General features: G+C 68.8%; 16 protein-coding genes. 4 read left to right on the top strand and 12 right to left on the bottom strand.

Annotated features, from left to right (window positions below; translation table 11 throughout):
- The first annotated feature begins 161 nt into the window (after window positions 1-161).
- On the top strand, window positions 162-740 hold the full coding sequence (locus AVCA_RS20100; protein ID WP_012702904.1) for a PqiC family protein: 579 nt from the start codon (window positions 162-164) through the stop codon (window positions 738-740).
- 6 nt (window positions 741-746) lie between these two features.
- Here the strand turns inward: AVCA_RS20100 and AVCA_RS20105 are convergent, their stop codons facing one another.
- From AVCA_RS20105 to AVCA_RS20125, 5 genes are all read right to left on the bottom strand, one after another.
- A complete protein-coding gene (locus tag AVCA_RS20105; RefSeq protein WP_012702905.1) occupies window positions 747-1,853 on the bottom strand; it encodes an AI-2E family transporter in 1,107 nt (368 codons plus the stop codon).
- 151 nt (window positions 1,854-2,004) lie between these two features.
- Window positions 2,005-2,454, bottom strand: coding sequence for a potassium channel family protein (locus tag AVCA_RS20110; protein WP_012702906.1), 450 nt, complete (start codon window positions 2,452-2,454; stop codon window positions 2,005-2,007).
- 12 nt (window positions 2,455-2,466) lie between these two features.
- Window positions 2,467-3,510, bottom strand: a complete 1,044-nt coding sequence (locus AVCA_RS20115; protein ID WP_012702907.1) for a DUF2955 domain-containing protein — start codon at window positions 3,508-3,510, stop codon at window positions 2,467-2,469.
- Complete coding sequence (locus AVCA_RS20120; RefSeq protein ID WP_012702908.1) at window positions 3,500-4,633, bottom strand: HlyD family secretion protein; 1,134 nt, start codon at window positions 4,631-4,633, stop codon at window positions 3,500-3,502. Before AVCA_RS20120 ends, AVCA_RS20115 begins: the two co-directional genes overlap by 11 nt.
- Window positions 4,626-6,146, bottom strand: a complete 1,521-nt coding sequence (locus tag AVCA_RS20125) for a TolC family protein (protein ID WP_012702909.1) — start codon at window positions 6,144-6,146, stop codon at window positions 4,626-4,628. The genes AVCA_RS20120 and AVCA_RS20125 overlap by 8 nt, the downstream gene beginning before the upstream one ends.
- Before the next feature lie 286 nt (window positions 6,147-6,432).
- On the opposite strand from AVCA_RS20125, the gene AVCA_RS20130 reads away from it, so the two are divergent.
- Entirely contained in the window at window positions 6,433-6,774 is a 342-nt protein-coding gene (locus tag AVCA_RS20130) for an FKBP-type peptidyl-prolyl cis-trans isomerase (RefSeq protein WP_012702910.1), read from the top strand.
- A gap of 48 nt (window positions 6,775-6,822) precedes the next feature.
- On the opposite strand, the gene AVCA_RS20135 is transcribed toward AVCA_RS20130, so the two are convergent.
- From AVCA_RS20135 to AVCA_RS27165, 6 genes are all read right to left on the bottom strand, one after another.
- Window positions 6,823-8,577: an ABC transporter ATP-binding protein gene (locus tag AVCA_RS20135; RefSeq protein WP_236616277.1), complete on the bottom strand. Its 1,755-nt coding sequence runs from the start codon at window positions 8,575-8,577 to the stop codon at window positions 6,823-6,825.
- Between the two features lie 90 nt (window positions 8,578-8,667).
- Entirely contained in the window at window positions 8,668-9,870 is a 1,203-nt protein-coding gene (gene spt / locus AVCA_RS20140) for a serine palmitoyltransferase (RefSeq protein WP_041807412.1), read from the bottom strand.
- On the bottom strand, window positions 9,854-10,117 hold the full coding sequence (locus tag AVCA_RS20145; protein WP_012702913.1) for an acyl carrier protein: 264 nt from the start codon (window positions 10,115-10,117) through the stop codon (window positions 9,854-9,856). Before AVCA_RS20145 ends, spt begins: the two co-directional genes overlap by 17 nt.
- A gap of 40 nt (window positions 10,118-10,157) precedes the next feature.
- Window positions 10,158-11,069 (bottom strand): NAD-dependent epimerase/dehydratase family protein, encoded by a 912-nt coding sequence (locus AVCA_RS20150; protein WP_012702914.1) that lies wholly within the window; start codon window positions 11,067-11,069, stop codon window positions 10,158-10,160.
- A gap of 7 nt (window positions 11,070-11,076) precedes the next feature.
- On the bottom strand, window positions 11,077-11,649 hold the full coding sequence (locus AVCA_RS27160) for a hypothetical protein (protein WP_330218069.1): 573 nt from the start codon (window positions 11,647-11,649) through the stop codon (window positions 11,077-11,079).
- A 27-nt stretch (window positions 11,650-11,676) separates the two neighbouring features.
- Window positions 11,677-12,822, bottom strand: a complete 1,146-nt coding sequence (locus AVCA_RS27165) for an AMP-binding protein (RefSeq protein WP_330218070.1) — start codon at window positions 12,820-12,822, stop codon at window positions 11,677-11,679.
- 414 nt (window positions 12,823-13,236) lie between these two features.
- Between AVCA_RS27165 and AVCA_RS20160 the strand changes: the two genes are divergently transcribed.
- On the top strand, window positions 13,237-14,391 hold the full coding sequence (locus tag AVCA_RS20160) for a GNAT family N-acetyltransferase (protein ID WP_236616279.1): 1,155 nt from the start codon (window positions 13,237-13,239) through the stop codon (window positions 14,389-14,391).
- On the top strand, window positions 14,375-15,211 hold the full coding sequence (locus AVCA_RS20165; RefSeq protein ID WP_012702916.1) for a nucleotidyltransferase family protein: 837 nt from the start codon (window positions 14,375-14,377) through the stop codon (window positions 15,209-15,211). The genes AVCA_RS20160 and AVCA_RS20165 overlap by 17 nt, the downstream gene beginning before the upstream one ends.
- Here AVCA_RS20165 and AVCA_RS20170 read toward each other — a convergent pair.
- Window positions 15,202-15,984, bottom strand: coding sequence for a phosphocholine cytidylyltransferase family protein (locus AVCA_RS20170; RefSeq protein WP_050764402.1), 783 nt, complete (start codon window positions 15,982-15,984; stop codon window positions 15,202-15,204). The genes AVCA_RS20165 and AVCA_RS20170 overlap by 10 nt on opposite strands.
- Window positions 15,985-16,078: the final 94 nt, after the last annotated feature.

Here is a 16,078-nt window from a genome sequence, read left to right on the forward strand (position 1 = left end):
TTCCCATGCGTGGCGGGCAACCCCCGCGTGCCCACGGCAATACAGTCGCGCCAATGGACAGGCAGGGCGGAGAAACAGGCTCGCCAGCGCCAGCGGGACGGTGGCGCATCGCTTTTCGCGCCGGAGCGTCCATCCCCGAACCCACAGCGGGAGAGCGAACCGTGAAACGCCTTGCCCGAGTTCTCGTCGCCAGCCTGACCCTCGGCGGCTGCGCCAGCGCCCCCGTGGAGCGCTTCTACACCCTCAGCGCCGTCGCCGTGGCCGATCCGGCGACACAGCCTCGGGCCTACAGCGTGACGGTGGACCCCGTCGGCGTGCCCGAGATGGTGGACCGCCCGCAGTTGGTGCTGCGGCTCGACGCCAACCGGGTGTCGATCATGGAGCACGAGCGCTGGGCCACGCCGCTGCAGAGCGGCATCGGCCAGGTCGTTGCCGCCAATCTGACGCGACTGCTGGGCGGTGCCTGGGTGGCGGCCCATCCCATGAGCGCCACGACGGCCTCCGACTACCGGGTGACGCTGGACGTGCAGCGTTTCGAGTCGGCGCCCGGCGCTGCGGCCGACCTCGATGTCCTGTGGACGATAAGAAGCGCCAGGGGCGCGCTGGTCAAGGCGGGTCGCTCGACACTCAGCGAACCGCCCGGGGGTGCCGGCACCGAGGCTCTGGTGGCGGCCCACGACCGGGCCCTGGCGGCGCTGAGCCGGGACATCGCCCGCGCGCTCCCGGCCAGCCCGCCCTGAGCGGCGTCAGCCGGCGCTCCCCGTCCCGCCGCTGCCGTCCCCGGCCGGCTGGTCGTCCACCCATTGCCAGAACAGGCGGTAGCCCACGGCCAGGACGATAGGGCCGATGAACAGGCCGAGGATGCCGCTGGCCACCATGCCACCGAGCGCGCCGATCAGCACCACGGGCATGGGCACGTCCACGCCGCGGCCGAGCAGCAGCGGCTTGAGCACGTTGTCCACCAGGCCGGCGAGGATGCTGTAGACGGCGAACACGATGGTCGTCAGGCTGGCGCCTTCGCTGGAGAAGACATAGACGATCACCGGCACGGTGATCAGAGTCGCCGGCACCTGGATGATGCCGAGCAACAGGACGGCCAGGGCCAGCAGGCCGGCGCCCGGGACGCCCATAAGCACGAAGCCGACCCCAACCAGCAGCATCTGGATGAAGGCGATGCCGAGCACCCCCTGAGCCACGGTGCGGATGGTGGCGGTGCACAGCTCGACGAGCAACTCGCCCCGTTCCGGGCCGACGATCCGCACGGCGATGCGATGGGCGCTGCGATGGCCGAGCTCGCCGAACGCCATGATGATGCCGGCGATGATCAGGGCGGCGATGAAGAGCAGAAAGCCGGTGCCGATGCCGGCGATCTTGCCCAGCAGGCCGAGCAGCAGCTCGCGGAGCTGAGGCCTGTACTTCTCTATCGAACCGGACAGGTCGGAAGCCGCCTGCTGCCAGAAGTCGTGCACGGGCTGGCCGATCACCGGCCAGTTGGCCACCGACTCGGACGGCGGCGGAATGTGCAGGGAGCCGCTCCTGACGGTTTCCATCACCTGTTGCGCCGAGTCGACGAGCGAGGTGCCGAGCAGGTAGATCGGCACCATCAGGATCAGCAGGCCGACCACCACGATGAGGCTGGCCGTCCGGCCTTCGTGGTGGCCCAGGCGGGCGGCGAGCCGGCGCTGCAGCGGATAGAGCATGACGGCGAGGATCATCGACCAGAGCATCAGCTCGAGAAAGGGCCGGAAGACCAGGTAGCAGTAGATCGTCAGCACAGCGACCAGGCCGGCACGGATCAGCACATCGAGCAGGTTTCTGGAGAATTGCTGGTCGGAAGCGGATTTCGGCGACATGGAAGGTCCCTTTTGTGGCTGCACGGCGCGTCCTGTCCGGGCGGTCTGGGCGACTCTTCAACATGCACGCAAGTCGGGCCGAATGCTTCCACTGAGGAAACCGGGCGCCGATAGAGCATAGTCCAGGCGCCGGCATCCGCTCCTCCGCGGCTCATGCCCCGTCAAGCGGCTCGGGCCTGGCGAGCCGGATCAGCCTGGTCAGTACCGCGGTCATCATCGCCGTGGAGACGCCGAACATGAGGATGCCGTTGGCCGCCTCCAGCGCGCCGAGCAGCCGCCAGCGCTCGGACATGACGATGTCGCCGTAGCCCAGGGTGGCGAAGTTCACCGCCGAGTGGTACAGCGCGGTGGCGAAATCGGCGAACTCGCCGACCAGCACGAACACCCAGGCCCAGGCCCAGGCGGCCATCTGCAGGAAGTTACCGAACATCGCCAGCAGCATCGCCACGGCGAGCAGGGCGATCTCCTGCAGCGGCCCGAGCAGCAGCCCGTGGCGACGGTGGAAGCGGACGTACTGGCGCACGCAGATGCCCACGAAGATCGCCTGGAACAGCAGGCAGACCAGCATGGCGGCGATTCCGGTCAACAGGTTGAGCAGCATGGCGGGCTCCTTTCAGGGGCTGGAGAGCGGCTGGCGCGGCTGCCGCCGATCGATCAGGCGGACCGCCGCGCAGGCGTACAGGGTGACGGCGACGAACAGCCCCATGCGCACCGCGAAGGCGGTGTAGACATCCTTGCCGGCTGCGCTGTCCTGCACCGACTGGCCGAGCAGGATGATCAGGGTGACGGCGCCGTTCAGCCAGAAGCCCGGGGTCTGCCGGGTGGCGCTCAGGCGGTAGAGGCGGCGCGCCAGCAGCAGGACGAACAGCAGCGTCCACAGGAAGAACATCCACAGGTGCGGGAGCAGGCTCAGCGCCGACCAGAACCCCACCGCCAGCAAGCCGCCCAGCAGGGTCGAGCCGAGCAGTTCGCGCCCGGCATCGCGGGCGCTGGTGGCGCATACCTGCTGGCCGAGACTCACCGATTTCATCACCAGCGGCACATAGCTGCCAGGGTCGATCAGGGCGAGCAGGAAGGCCGGGATCACCACCAGGGTGGCGCGCAGGGCGATCCAGGCGATCCGGCGCGGATCGGGCGACGGCCTGGGGGGTGGCTCGGCGGGGCCTGCGGGCTCGGGAAACAGCCAGTGGCCGAGGATCACGGCAAGGGTGGTCAACAGCAGGCCCTTGACCAGCGCCTCGATGACCGTCAGGGCGATGGCGAAGTCCGTGGCCCCGGTGGCGGAGACCAGGGTCAGGCCAATGACCAGGAAGATCGTCACCAGGGGATTGCCGCCGCGCAGCGCCTGGAGAAAGCTGAGGAACAGGCACAGTGCGACCAGCAGCACGCCGCTGGCCGGGAAGTAGCGCAGCAGTGGGATCAGCAACAGGCCACCGCCGGTGGTGACGGCCGCCAGCGCGGCCAGGGCGAAACCGGCTTTAAGGGAAAGCGGCTGGTTGCGCATCGCCAGCAAGAACAGCGTCAACACGGGCGGCAGGAAGGGAATCGGCAGGGCCAGGCCAAAGCTCGCGCCCAGGCAGGCGGCCGTGCCGAAGGCCAGGCGCAGGGCGCGCCGGGGGCGTGGATCGATACGGTGGACGGGCGCTTCAGTAGGCATAGGACAGCCAGCTCATCAGGCGCAGGAAGGCGCGGCCGAGCGGATTGAGCGGATTGCCGCGGCGGGGAAAGGCCATCACCTCGGCCTGGCCACCGATGCGCAGCGCCCGGCGATCGCTCAGCTCGCCCGGCGCGAACTCGACGATCACCGGGAAACGCTGGGCGGCGCGCAGCCAGTCGCGCTCGTTCTGCACCGTCGGCAGGCTGCCGGGCGGATTGTCCTGGCCGACACCGACGCCGAAGCCGATGCTGCGCACGCGGCCCTCGAACAGGGTTCCGGGCAGGGCGTCGAGGACGATCGCCACCGGCGTGCCGGGTTCGAGATGGCCCAGGTTGTTTTCGGTCATCTCGGCACTGATCCACAGGTCGTCGATGGCGATCAGGGTCAGCACCGCCTTGCCGGCACCGGCGTACTGGCCGACCTCGGCGCGCAGGTCGGTGATCAGGCCGGCGGAGCTGGCGCGCACGCGGGTATTGGCCAGGTCGCGCTCGGCCTGCTCCAGGGCGGCGGCGGCGCTGCGCAGTTGGGCGTTGTCCGCACCGCTACCGCCCTCCTGCTCACGGGCGCGCTGGACCTCGGCATGGGCCGCGGCGACCTGGCTGACGGCCTGTTCCAGGGTCGCCCGGGCGACCTCCAGGCGGCGCAGGGAGATGGTGCCCGGGTCCTCGCGGTAGAGCCGTTCCAGGCGCTCGCTGTCCTGCCGGGCCTTGACCTCGTTGGCCTGCGCGGCGCGCAGCCCGGCCAGCGCGGCGTCGATGCCGGCGGTGCCGGCGCCGACCTGCCGGCGCACGTTCTCCAGTTCGGCGCGCGCCCGTTCGACGGCGATCCGGTAGGGTTCCGGATCCAGTTCGAAGAGCAGTTGTCCGGCCTCCACGTGCTGGTTGTCGCGTACTGCGACGCCGATCACGCGGCCGGCCACTTCGGGCGCGACCCCGACCACCAGCGCTTCTACCCGGGCCTGCTGGGTGTAGGGGGTGTAGCGGTCGGCAAACAGATACCAGAGCAGGCTGAGGACGATCAGCGCGAGAGTCCAGCGCACGCCGCGACGGCTGGGATCGGCCGGCTCGGGGGCGGCGGGCGGCGGCGCGGGCGTCTCGATGGGGGGCTGCGAGGCTTCAGTCATGGCTGTCCGCCTTGTCGGAAGAGGGGCTTACCTCGTCCAGCAGGTCGCCCCAGTCGGTGCGTTCGGCCATCTGTTCGCGGCTGGCCGCGTCGATGGGCGGGCGCTCGCTGTACCAGCCGCCGCCGAGGGCCTTGTAGAGGTCGATCAGACTGTTGATCGCGGAGTTGCGGGTGACCAGGTAGCTGTCCTGCTGGGCCAGCAGGGCGCGCTGGGCGTCCAGTACACGCTGGAAGTCGGTGTAGCCCTCGCGGTACTGCGCGCTGGCCAGGGTCAAGGCGCGCTGGGCGCTGATCGACGCCTCGCGCAGAATGCGCTCGCGCTCCAGCGCCTTGACCAGCCCGGTGGCGGCGTCGTCAGCCTCACGCGCGGCCTGGCGCACCCGGTCGCGGTAGACCTCGATCAGTTGCTGCAGGCGGGCGTCCTGGACGCGCACGTTGTTGCGCATGCGGCCGTTGTCGAAGACGTTCCACAGCAGGCTGGGGCCGCCGATGAAATCGCGGGTATCCGAACTGCCGTCCAGCGAACTGGCCGACCAGCCGATGCTGCCCAGCAGGCTCAGGGACGGGTAGAGGTCGGTTTCGGCGAGGCCGACCTGGGCCGACTGCGCGGCCACCTGCAGCTCGGCGGCGCGCACGTCCGGGCGACGCAGCAGCAGGTTGGCGGGCACGTCGTCGAGCAGGGCGCGGTCGAGCAGGGGCACCAGTCCCGTCTGCCGGGTGAGTTCTGGCAGCGCATCGGGCGGCTCCCCGACCAGTACCGAGAGGGCATTGCGCGTCTGCCGCACCAGGGCCTCGAACTCCGGCACCGTGCTCAGGGTGCCGAGGTACTGGGTCTTGGCCTGCTGCAGGTCGAGCTCGTCGCTGTTGCCGCTCAGGAACAGGCGCTCGGTGATCTCGAAGCTGCGCTTCTGTCGCTCGGTGTTTTCGCGAGCGATGCGCAGGCGGGCCTCGGCGGTGCGCAGGACGAAATAGGTTTGCGCGACCTGGGCACGCAGCAGCACGAGGACGTCCTGATAGTCGGCCTGGGCGGCGAAGTAGGCGGCGTCGGCGGACTCGATGGCGCGGCTGTAGCGGCCCCAGAAGTCGAGTTCCCAGCCGATGCTGAAGCCGGCGTCGTACTGCCAGGCATGGCGGTCCTGCGGCAGACGGCCGCCATACTGGTGACGGTCGAGGTAGAGCGCCTCGGCAGTGACTTGGCGCAACTGGGGACTGAGGCCGCTCAGGGCGATACCGAGCCGCGCCCGGGCTTCCAGGATGCGCAGGCCGGCGATGCGCAGGTCCGGATTGTGCTCATCGGCATGGGCGATCAGCCGGTCGAGCAACGGATCGCCGAGGCCCGTCCACCACTGGCGGTTGTCTGGTTGCACGCGCATGGCGCTGGCCCGGGCCAGCATCTCGCTGTCCCAGTGATCGACCCAGGCTTCGCGGGGCGACTGGAAGTCCGGTCCCAGACGGATGCAGCCGCCCAGGACAGAGGCCGCGAGCAGCAGCGAGGGGCTGCGCCAGAGCTTCATGTCGGCGGGGTCGAGCGAACGGCGAGCGCCTAGGGCCGGTTTCCGGAGCATTGCCGGTCGGCAGGGGATTTCGGCGACATGAAAAGTCCCTTTCGTGGCTGCACGGCGCGTCCTGTCCGGGCGGTCTGGGCGACTCGTCGAGAGTCGGACCGAATGCTTCCGCTGGGGCTTCTGGGGGCTGATAGAGCATAGTTCAGGCCGGCGATTGCCAATCCCGGCGACTCCTGAGAAAAAGCCGCCTACCGGGGCAGCCCCTAACGGGCCGCCGACTGAACGAGAGCGAGCGATGAGCAGCGAACTGCAGATCGAGGACATCCAGCCGGGCGACGGCAAGGCAGTGGTCAAGGGCGCCCTGATCACCACCCAGTACAACGGCTATCTGGAGGACGGCACCAAGTTCGACTCCTCCTACGATCGCGGCAAGCCCTTCCAGTGCGTGATCGGCACCGGCCGCGTGATCAAGGGCTGGGACCAGGGGCTGATGGGCATGCGGGTCGGCGGCAAGCGCAGGCTCTTCGTGCCGGCCCGCCTCGCCTACGGCGAGCGGCAGGTCGGTGCGCAGATCAAGCCGAACTCGAACCTGATCTTCGAGATCGAGCTACTGGAAGTGCTGACGCGGGACGACTGAGGGCGTCCCGCCGCCCGAAGGCTCCGGGGACGCCCGGCGGGGCGTCGGTCAGTGCGCGGGCGCGTCGCTGCCCGGCCTGGCGATGGCCGTTTCGGCCGGGACCCGGTCCGTCCCGCGCGGCCCCTTGACGCACGAGAGCCGTCCGTCCTGCAGGCGGTAAACCTGGTCGGCGATGTCGATCAGCGCCGGCCGGTGCGAGACGGCGATGACGGTGATCGCCGGGGTCAGCGCCTTGAGCGTCTGGCAGATCGCCTCCTCCGACTCCGGGTCGAGGGCGCTGGTCGCTTCATCCAGGATCAGCAACCGCGGCCGGTGGGCCAGCGCGCGGGCGATGACGATGCGCTGGCGCTGGCCGCCGGACAGCTTGCCGCCCCGCTCGCCGACAATCGTCTGCATGCCCTGGGGAGACTTTTCCACGAACTCCCAGGCGCCGGCCTGGCGCAGGGCGCGCTCCGCATCCGCGATCGTCAGGGCCGGATCGCCGAGGGTCACGTTGGCCAGGATGCTGTCGTGGAGCAGCAGGGTTTCCTGCGGCACGTAGCCGATCAGCCGCCGCCAGCGCTGGCGGTCCAGTTCCTCCAGGGGAACGCCGTCGACCCGGATGCCGCCGGACTGCGGGGCCAGCAGCACGCAGAGCAGGTCGAGCAGCGTGGTCTTGCCCGCCCCCGAGGGCCCGACCAGGCTGGTGAAGCTGCCTGCCGGAATCCTCAGGTCGACCCCGTCGAGGATCGTTCGCTCGCCATAGTCGAAGGACACGCGCTCGAAGACGATGGCCTCCCGCAGGCTGGGAACCCGCTTGCCGCCGCCCGGCTCGGCGTCGGCCTGGGCGGTTTCGATCGCTTTCTGCAGCGCCCAGTAGGCGCTTTCCTGGGAAGCGACGCGCTGGTAGCGCTGCTGGACCTTGTGCAGCAGGCTGAGGATGCGCACCACCAGGAAGATCAGCACCATCACCGACGACAGCGGCAGCTTCAGCACGACCAGCCCCGCATAGAGCCCGCCCGCCGCGAGAATCGCCAGCATCGGCCCCTGCAGCGCCCTGAGGGCCTCGCGGCTCATGACCTCGTGCTCCATCGCCTCGTTGAGCTGGTCGACCCGATGCCGCAGCAGCGAGTCGGCGATGTCCTCGCGGGCCATGGCCTTGAGCGGCTTGACCGAGCCCAGGGTGTCGGTCAGGTGCGCCAGCAACTCGCGCATCAGGCGGGTCTGGCTCTTGCCGGCATGGCGCGAGGTCTTCACCAGCTTCTGCAGGGCCAGCAGCAGGAAGACGCCCAGAATCAGGGAAAGGACGGCCGCCTGCCAGGACACGAACAGGGCGATGACCATGTAGACCATGGCCTGGATGAACAGGGCCAGGGCGTTGGCGGCGTGCTCGTAGGCGGTGGAGGCGCGAGAGGCCTCGGTGGCGACGGAGTTGGCCAGCGCACCCGTCGGCTGGCGCAGGTAATACTCCCAGCGGCTGCCGAGCAGGGCGCGGATCAGGGCGACGCGCAGGTCGGTGGCGACATGCGCCACGGTATAGCCGACCTGGCGGTTGCCCAGCAGGACCAGCGCGCTGCTGATGACCATGCCCAGCACCATCACGCTCATCATGGTCACGACGGTCGGCTCCAGGCCGAACAACTGCAGGATGGCGATGACCTCCAGGGAAAACTCCGAGTGCGTCTCATCGCCCAACGCCACCGACAGCAGGGGCAGCAGGGTGGTCAGGCCGACGCCTTCGGCGAGACCGGCCAGGAACAGGCTGATCAGCATGAGCGCCGTACGCGCGGGATAGGTTCGACCAAAGGCAAGCAGAATACGCATGGTCATCCTTCAGAAAAAAAGCATCCCGGCTGCTCGACGCGCAGCCGGTATCCGCGGGAAAAGCCAGGGCGGCCGGCGAGGCCGGCCCCTTCAGGCGCCGGCCATAGCCTTGGCGGCGGGGGCTCGCAGCGCGGCGAAGGCCTGGATGATGCGCTCGATCTGTTCGGGCGTGTGCGCGGCGCTGACGCTGCAACGCACCAGCGCCTGGCCGCCGGGAGTCGCCAAAGGCGGCACCAGGTTCACGTACACACCCCGTTCGATGAGGTTCTCCCAGAAGGCCACGCCCTCCTCGGGCGAGCCCAGCAGCACGGGGACGATCGGGCTCGGCTGCGGACCGATCCGGTATCCCAGGGCCGCCAGCCCCCGGTACAGCTGCCGCGCGTTGCTCCACAGGCGCTCGCGCAACTCCGGGCGGCTGCGCAGCGCCTGCAGGGCGGCGCGCACCGAGGCGATGGCCGAAGGCGACGGCGAGGCGGTGAAGATGTACGGGCGGCTCGCGCAGCGCAGCAGGTCCATGTCCGGGTGATGGCTGGCCGCGAAGCCGCCGATCGCCCCCAGGCTCTTGCTGAAGGTGCCCGTGACGATGTCCACCTCCGCCTCGACGCCCAGCTCCTCGGCCAGGCCACGGCCATGGGTGCCCAGCACGCCGACCGAGTGGGCCTCGTCGACCAGCAGGTAACCGCCCAGGCGCTGCTTGATCTCGACGATCTCCCGCAGGGGCGCCTGGTCGCCCAGCATGCTGTAGATGCCCTCCACCAGGATCAGGGCGGTGCGGGCGCGTTCGCCGAGCCGGCGCATGCGCCGCTCCAGGTCGGCCGCATCGTTGTGGCGGAAGCGGATGACCTGGGCGCCGCCCAGCTTGCAGGCATCGTAGATGCTCGCATGGCAGTCCGCGTCGAGCAGCACGATATCCTCCGGACCGGCCAGGGCACCGATGACGCCGAGGTTCCCCATGTAGCCGGTGGAGAAGACGATCACCGAACGGCGCGCGAAGAAGTCGGCCAGTTCGGCCTCCAGGGCCATGTGGCTGCCATAGCTGCCATTGGCCATGCGCGAACCGGTGGTCCCGGTTCCCTGGTCCTCGAGCGCCTGCTGCGCCGCCTGGATGCAGTCGGGGTCGAAGGTCAGCCCCAGGTAGTTATTGGTACCGGCCAGGATCACCCGGTGATCGCCGATACGTCCCTCGGTGGGGGAAAGGATTTCGTCGATGCGCGTGCCGAACGGATTGAGACGTCCCTGCATCAGGTCGGCGCGAGCCTGCGCCAACTTCCCGAACTTATCGAACAAGGCCATCGGCATGCTCCGTCAGCGAAAAGACAGCCCGTGCCAGTTCGGCGGGAGTATGCACGTCTGCCAGGATGTTCAAAGGAATGGAGATATCGAACGCGTCCTCGAGTTCCATCAGCAGGTCCATGACCTTGATGGAATCCAGGCCAAGTTCCTGCCGCAGGTCGATATCCGGGTGCAATGGCGTTCCGGGCGGAGCCATGGGTCTCAGATAGGCCAAAAGCCGCTCCAGTATTTGTTCCTGGGAAATCATGGTCAAACCTCTATCGATTCTGGAGATGCTTCTCGCCAGACTAGAACCAGTGCTCTCGCAAGGCGTTTTGCAGCACTATCCGGGGCTCCCATCCCAAGGCCTGGCGAACGGCTTCGTTGCTGCAGGACCAATCGGGATGGGTCAACTCTCCCACCTTCGCCGGTGTCAACATGGGGGCACGGCCGCTCAGGCGCGAAACGAGCAGGTTGGCTTGGGCGAGCCCCTTCAGGAGTGGCATCGGAACCCTGATCCGGCGCACCGGGTTCCCGCGAATCTCCGCAGCGATGGCGGCAATGCTGTTCCAATCGTAACCGTCCGGCTGACAATCGTTCAGTTCGTAGGTGGCGGCAGGCGCCTGCGGCGACTCCAGCCACTTCCGCACGGCGCATGCCAGATCCTCGACGTGCAGCAGGCTGAGCCGCGCGCCGTCCTGTCCCGGCGTGAACAGCCAGCCACGCAGCAGCCACTCGAAGATGGGGCGCATCTCCCGGTCGCCCGGACCGTACACCGCCGTGGGCCTGAACACCGTCACGGCGATCTCCCCGGCCGCCTGCCCGACCCGGCGCTCCGCCTCGAACTTCGAGCGGGCATACCAGGACAGGTGCGGATGCCGGGCCGCCAGCGACGACAGCAACAGGAAGCGCTCGCAACGGCCGCCGTTCCGGGCTGCCTCGATCAGGCGCAGGCTGCCGTCGACGTTGACCCGCTCGAAATGCCCGGGCGCAGCGCCGCGCACCGCACCGGCGCAATGGATGACCGCATCCGCCCCGGCGACCAGCCTGGCCAGGGCGTCTTCGTCCTCGAGGGTTCCGCGCACCCACTCGGTACCGTCCTCGAAGCCGTCCCGCTGGCGGCTCAGGGCGCGCAGCGGCACGCCCGCCCGGGTCAGATGCCGGCGCAGGACGCTGCCGATGAAGCCGGTCGCCCCCGTCAGGGCAACGGTGTACGCCACGGTCCGCTTACCCGCAGACCACGGACAGCCCGGACGCGGACTGTGCCTGCGCCAGGAAACGCTTGCGTGCCTCGGCTCGCGAGGGCTTGCCCGACGAGGTGCGCGGCAGGGAGTGGGGCGGTACCAGTTCCACGAGGGCGGAGAGGCTGAATTCGCTGCTGATCAGCCCGACCAGCGTGCGTACCAGCCGTTCGCGCCGCTCCGGGTCGAGGAGCCGGCACTGGACCTGCACCACGACCTGTGGATCGGGAGACGCGGGAACGAGAAAGGCGATCACGTCGCCCGAACGGATCTCCGGCTGGGATTCGACCAGGTACTCGATGTCCTGCGGCCAGATGTTCCGGCCGCGCACGATCAAAAGATCCTTCTGCCGGCCGGTGACGAACAGTTCGCCCCCGCTCAGGTAGCCGAGATCGCCGGTATCCAGCCAGCCGTCGTCCAGCGCCGCCTGCGTGGACTCCTCGTCGCGGAAGTAGCCCGACATTATGCTCGGCCCCTGCAGCATCACCCGCCCGACCCGGCGCTCCGGCAGCGGCTGCCCGGCCTCGTCGCGGATTTCCAGGCGGTGCCCGGGAAGCACGGCGCCGCAGTTGACGAAGGCGCTGGCCTAGCTTTCCTCGCCGTCGAAGGGTACCGCCATCGACCGGTGCTCCAGGGCGTGGCGCTCGATGCGCTCCACCCGGACCCCCGCGCCGAGGCGGCCGAAACAGGCGCCCAGCGTGCACTCGGCCAGGCCATAGGAGGGCAGGAAGGCCGTCCGCGCGAAGCCCGCCGGCGCGAACTGCTCGGCGAAGCGCTCCAGCACATCCGCGCGAATCGGCTCCGCGCCGATGCCGGCGACCCGCCAGCTGGACAGATCGAACTGACCCACTTCGCTCTCCCGGGCGCGGCGGGTGCACAGGTCGTAGCCGAAGGGCGGCGCGAACGAGATGGTGCCACGGCCCCGGCTGATCAGGTTGAGCCACTGGCGGGGGCGCATGGCGAAATCCTGGGTGCGCAGGTAGTCCACCGACATCTGGAAGGCCATCGGCCCCAGTACGAAGCCCACCAGCCCCATGTCGTGATAGAAGGGCAGCCAGGAAACGCAACGGTCGTCGGGACGCACGTCCAGCGCGTCGCGAATCATTCCCCGCAGGTTGGCCATGGCCGCGCGCTGCGTCACCACGACCCCGCGCGGAAAGCGGGTGCTCCCCGAGGTGTATTGCAGATAGGCGACCTCGTCCGGCCGCGAAGGCTCCAGTTCCACCTGCGGAACGGCCCAGGCCTTCAGTTCCTCGACCGAACCGACGAACCGCATGGGGGAGGAGCCGACCGCCTCCTGCGCGAACGGCAGCCAGGCGGCCGGGGCCAGGACGACGGCCGGCTCGCAGCTCTTCAGCAGTGCGGCGAGTTTCTCGACATAGGCGGCGTGGCTGCCCAGTCCGGACGGAATGGGCAGGGGCACCGGAATGAAGCCGGCGTACTGGCAGCCGTAGAAGGCCTCCACGAACCCCGGCTCGGTATCGGCGATCAGGGCCACCCGGTCGCCCCGGCGCAGCCCGGCCCCCTGGAGGCGCCTGGCCAGGTCCAGCGCCTGCCGCCGCAGTTCGGCGTAGGGGACGACGGCCGTCAGGCGGCAGCGCCCGTCGTGGAAGTTCAGGCCGGTGTGTCCCTGGGCTGCGTAATCGAGGGCCTCTGCAAGGGTCGGAAAGTCAGCCAGGCGCTGGGCCAGAGAGTTTTGCGTAGGAGTTGCAGACATAGCGGGTTTGGCCATTATTCCAGTCCTGGCATTTTTCAGCGCGACAACCGTTCCTTGCAGCGGACCGTTCAGCAAGGCCTGCAGCATCTGGAATCACAAAAATCAACGGGGCGAGATTGAACACGATCAGCTCAGAGTAGTCCATTCCGACCGCTCAAACAGTCGGGTAGACAAAATGATGACCGGGAAGTTACCCCTCCCGGCTTCGACTCAGGCGCCCTATATACCTCAATTTCGACTACACTTGCCTCTTTTTTACTCAACGCCGCCCCAGAATAACCATTCCAGAAAGGATGAAAAACGCCATGCGCTTCCGGAACCGCCACGCCATGTCCCCCAGGCGGCATGCGGCTCCGACCAGCGAAGCACACGGTTTCGCGTCCCGTCGGCAAGCGGCCAGGAACAGCCACCAGCGTTAGGAGCCCGGGATTGAATCAACCTCCGTTCAGAGGGAATGCATCGCTCGTTGTCAGGCCGGTGCAGGGCAAGGCCGATCTCGATGTCTTCATCGGCCTGCCGGGCAGGCTCCACCGCGACGACCCGCACTGGGTGGAGCCCCTTCTCGTCGAACGCCGCGACCACCTGTCGGCGAAGAGCCCGGTCTTCGCCCACCTCGACTGGCAAGCCTGGATCGCCTGGTCGGGCAACGAGCCCGTCGGACGCATCAGCGCCCAGGTGGACCGGCTGCATCGCCAGGCGCACGGCCCGGACACGGGCCACTTCGGCATGCTGGAGGCGATCGACGATCCCGCCGTCTTCGCCGCCCTGATGGCGGCGGCCGAGCAGTGGCTGCGGGAGCGGGGAGCGCTCTGGATAACCGGCCCGTTCAACCTGACCATCAACGAGGAAAGCGGCCTGCTGGTCGAGGGTTTCGAGCGACCGCCGTCGATCATGATGGGCCATGGCCTGCCCTACTACGGCGCCCGGGTCGAGGCCTTGGGCTATCGTCCGGCCACGGACCTGCTGGCCTACTGGATGCGCACGGACGAGCTGCACTTCCCTCCCCCGCTGCGCCAGTTGATGGACCGCTGGCAGGACCGCGTGCGCATCCGGCCGCTGGACCGTCGCCGCTACGCGGAGGAGATCCAGTTGCTGCGCGACATCTTCAACGACGCCTGGGCGGAAAACTGGGGGTTCGTCCCCTTCACCGCGGAAGAGTTCGAGGCCATGGGCAACAACCTCAGGCTGCTGGTGCCGGAAGACCTGCTGTACATCGCCGAGGTCGACGGCGAGCCCGACGCCTTCATCGTCGCCCTGCCCAACCTCAACGAGGCCATCGCCCCCCTGCAGGGACGCCTGCTGCCCTTCGGCTGGCTCCGCCTGCTCTGGTGGCTGAAGGTCCGCGGCCTGCGCACCGCCCGTGTCCCGCTGATGGGCGTGCGCCGGGCGCATCAGCGCAGCCGCCTGGGCTCGGCGCTGGCGCTGCGCCTGATCGAGGCGCTCAAGCCGCCCTTCGTCCAGCACGGGCTCGAGGCGCTGGAGATGTCATGGATTCTGGAAAGCAATCGCGGCATGCGAAACATCCTCGAACGCATCGGCGCCTATCCCTACAAGAGATATCGAGTCTATGAAAAGCGAATCTGAGGCCGGACGCTGCGCCACGCTGGTGCTGGCGGCCGACCGCCATGCGGGCGACGTCGTGGCGAGCGCGACCGGTGTCGCCTGCAAGGCGCTGGCGCCGGTCGGCGGCATGCCGATGGTCCGGCGGGTCATCCGGAGCCTGCGCGCGAGCCGCCTGGTCGGCCGGATCGCCCTGGTCGGCCCGGCCCGCGACCTGCTGCGTCGGGATGCCGAACTCGAACGCGACCTGGGCGACGGCACGCTGGGCTGGCTGGAGAACGCCGGCTCGCCGAGCGCCAGCGCGGCGCGCGCCCTGGAAGCGGTGCCCCCCGGGCAGCCGGTACTGCTGACCACAGCCGACCATGCCCTGTTGAGCCCGGCCATCGTCGATCACTTTCTCGAACGGGCATTGGCGGGCGATTGCGACTTCGTCGTCGGCGTGGCGCGCCTGGACACCGTCCAGGCGCGCTATCCCGACACCCGGCGCACCGCCATCCGGCTGCGCGGCGGCCCGTACTGCGGCTGCAACCTGTTCGCCTTCGCCAGTCCGCGAGGCCGCGAACTGGCGGTCTTCTGGCGGCGGATCGAGCAGGAGCGCAAGCGTCCCTGGCGGGTGATCGCCGGCGCGCTGGGGCCGCTGGCCACCCTGCGCTACCTGCTCGGCCGCCTGACCCTGGAACAGGCCCTGACGCGGCTGTCGCGCAAGCTGGACATGAAGATAGGCGCCGTCGTCCTGCCCTTCGCCGAAGCGGCCATCGACGTCGACTCCAGGGCGGATCTCGCCCTGGTCGAAAGGATCCTGGCGCAGCGGACCGCGGAAACCGAGAGGAGCGTTCAGCCCTGAATCACGCCCTTCGGTATGTCCCAGAGACGGGCCTTGGCCCGGACGGATTCCAGGTCCGCCGGGAAATCCAGCTCACCCCAGCTCAGCCCCTCGATGGACTGCACGAACACCTGGCCCGTGTCCTGCGCCAACTGGTCGATGATGCTCAGGTACCAGCGCTGCAGCGCCTCCGGACGACGCATCTGCTCCTCGAGTGTCCGGCGGAACAGCGCCGCGCCCTGGGCCTGGAAGTACATCATGCCGATGGACTCGCCATCGATGTGCGCCAGCGGCAGCGTCTTGCCGACCCGCGTCAGCCGATCGCCGTCCAGGCAGACCTTCATGTCGTCGCCGTCGTAGCCGGCTTTCCGGTCGATGGCGAGGGTGATGGGCCGTGGCGGAGCCTCCAGCAGGCGCTCCAGGACCGCCAGCTCGAACAGGGTGTCGCCGTTCAGGAGGAGGAACTCGTCCTGCATGGCCTGCCGGGCCATCCAGCAACTGGCCAGATTGTCCGCCACCTCGAAGAAGGGGTTGTACAGCGTCGTGACGGCGCCGTCCGTCCCATAGCGCTCGCCCAGCACGCGCTCGACCTGGTCCGCGCCGTAGCCCACGACCACGGTGACCTGCCCCACGCCGGCGCTCAGCAACGCATCGACCTGCCACTCGACGACGCTGCGCCCGGCGACATCGAGCAGGCACTTGGGGCTGTTTTCGGTGAAGGGAAGGAGCCGACGTCCCTGGCCGGCGCTCAACACGACCGCCCGACGGAGCCCATTCCGCTTGAAAAGATTCATGCCATCTCCAGTAATCGTTTGAAAAACCGATCCATTCCTGCCGGGCGACGGGGTCGCGCCTCTCGAATGGAAGGGGGGTTTCAGGATAGCCTAT

Source organism: Azotobacter vinelandii CA, from assembly GCF_000380335.1.
GTDB lineage: Bacteria > Pseudomonadota > Gammaproteobacteria > Pseudomonadales > Pseudomonadaceae > Azotobacter > Azotobacter vinelandii.